Origin of the sequence: Shewanella sp. SG41-4 (genome assembly GCF_014164505.1) — a bacterium.
GTDB lineage: Bacteria > Pseudomonadota > Gammaproteobacteria > Enterobacterales > Shewanellaceae > Shewanella.
On sequence record NZ_JACJFI010000563.1, the window covers coordinates 1 to 1,569 of the forward strand.

Sequence of the window (1,569 nt, forward strand, 5' to 3'; positions counted from 1 at the left end):
TTAAAATTTCTACGCCTATATTCACGGCCAGCTTATCACCAGCGTCTTCAACCTGTTGTTCAATGCCTTGGCTTTGAGTTTTAGCCCATTCGATTGCATTTTCGATAAGGAAAGCATATTCAGGGATCTGAGAGGCTTTTAAAATGAGTGATGGGTTAGTCGTTGCATCTTCAGGCTGATAACGCTTAATTGCCTCTATGTCGCCGGTATCAGCAACGATGGTAGTGAATGACTTGAGTTGCGCGAGTGTATTGGGCATGGAAATTTCCTCTCGATAAGCAATGAATATAGATCAATTACCATATTAGAAGCGATTTTAGGGATTATTCCAACTTAATTTGTAAAAAAATTACGAAATTACCCGTTATTTTCACTTATTTAAAGCCATTATTGTTGCTAAATAGACAGAATAGATCAGTTAGTACGGAACATACTTCCAACGTTATTACTGCTACGTCAATGGTAATCACTGTTGTGCTGATTTTTGCATTGTTCTTAAAATAAAAAAGTCGCTGCAAGCAGCGACTTCTAAAGTATAGCGTATTGTTTGGTAATTAACGCATAACTGGACGTTTTTCAGTACCAGTAACAATCGCTTCGATACGACGGTTAACACGGTTAGCTTCAGCTGAGCTACCTTGCATAACTGGTTTAGTTACGCCATAACCGATAGAGCTAATACGTGTACTGTTAATGCCGTATTTATTATTTAATACATTTGCAACAGCTACAGCACGACGCTCAGAAAGCTTCATATTGTATGCAGCTTTACCTACGTTAGACGCATGGCCCTGAATAGATACAGTGTGCTGTGGATATTAGTTTAAATGGTCAGCTAGTTTTTCTAATTCAGCAAATGAACCAGAACGAATTTCAGCGGAATCGTTAGCAAACAAAATGCCACCTAAGTCATGCTTAGTCGTAATGTTTTCATAAACAGTACAACCAGTTGCGTCAACTTTGTGAGTTGTTGGAGTGTCTGGGCATTTGTCGATGTTGTTTGTTACGCCATCTTTGTCATCATCACCAAGTGGAACAACAACTGGTGCAACAGCAACTGGTGCAGCAACTGGTGCAGGAGTGCTAGTACCAAAACGGTAACTTAGCGCTAAGCCCCAATAGTTGCTTTCCATTTTTAAATTGTTCAATACGTCAGCGTCTAAATTCTCGTAACGACGATATTTTGCTTGCAATTTAAGGTTGTCAGTAAAGTTATAACCAACACCAGCACCAGCAAATAACGCCACGCCTGAGTCACTTAATTTATAACCATTAACCGTTTGTTGGTTTTCTAGAAGGTAGCTATAAGTACCTATTTCTGATGTTAGGCTCCACTTGTCTGCTAGTGGATAAAAACCTACAACACCTAGACTAACGCCAGCAGCACCAACATCGAACATTTGATCTTTAGAATCAGTCCAATCAGCACGACCTAGGTCACGGTAGCCTAATTCAATACCGATATATTCATTGAATAAATAACCACCAAATACATCCCAAGCATAAGGGGAATCTTCACCGCATACTTTGGTGTTTGGTTGATCACAATTTTGTTCATAGTTGTTGACG

General features: G+C 39.5%; 3 protein-coding genes. All 3 read right to left on the bottom strand.

Annotated elements, in window-relative coordinates; genetic code table 11:
- On the bottom strand, positions 1-259 hold a 259-nt coding region (locus H5202_RS22240), incomplete at its 3' end, for a transaldolase family protein (protein WP_272490486.1).
- 295 nt (positions 260-554) lie between these two features.
- A complete protein-coding gene (locus H5202_RS24475; RefSeq protein ID WP_336244833.1) occupies positions 555-797 on the bottom strand; it encodes an OmpA family protein in 243 nt (80 codons plus the stop codon).
- A gap of 21 nt (positions 798-818) precedes the next feature.
- Positions 819-1,569, bottom strand: a 751-nt coding sequence (locus H5202_RS22245; RefSeq protein ID WP_259397445.1) for an outer membrane beta-barrel protein, incomplete at its 5' end; no start/stop codon positions are given.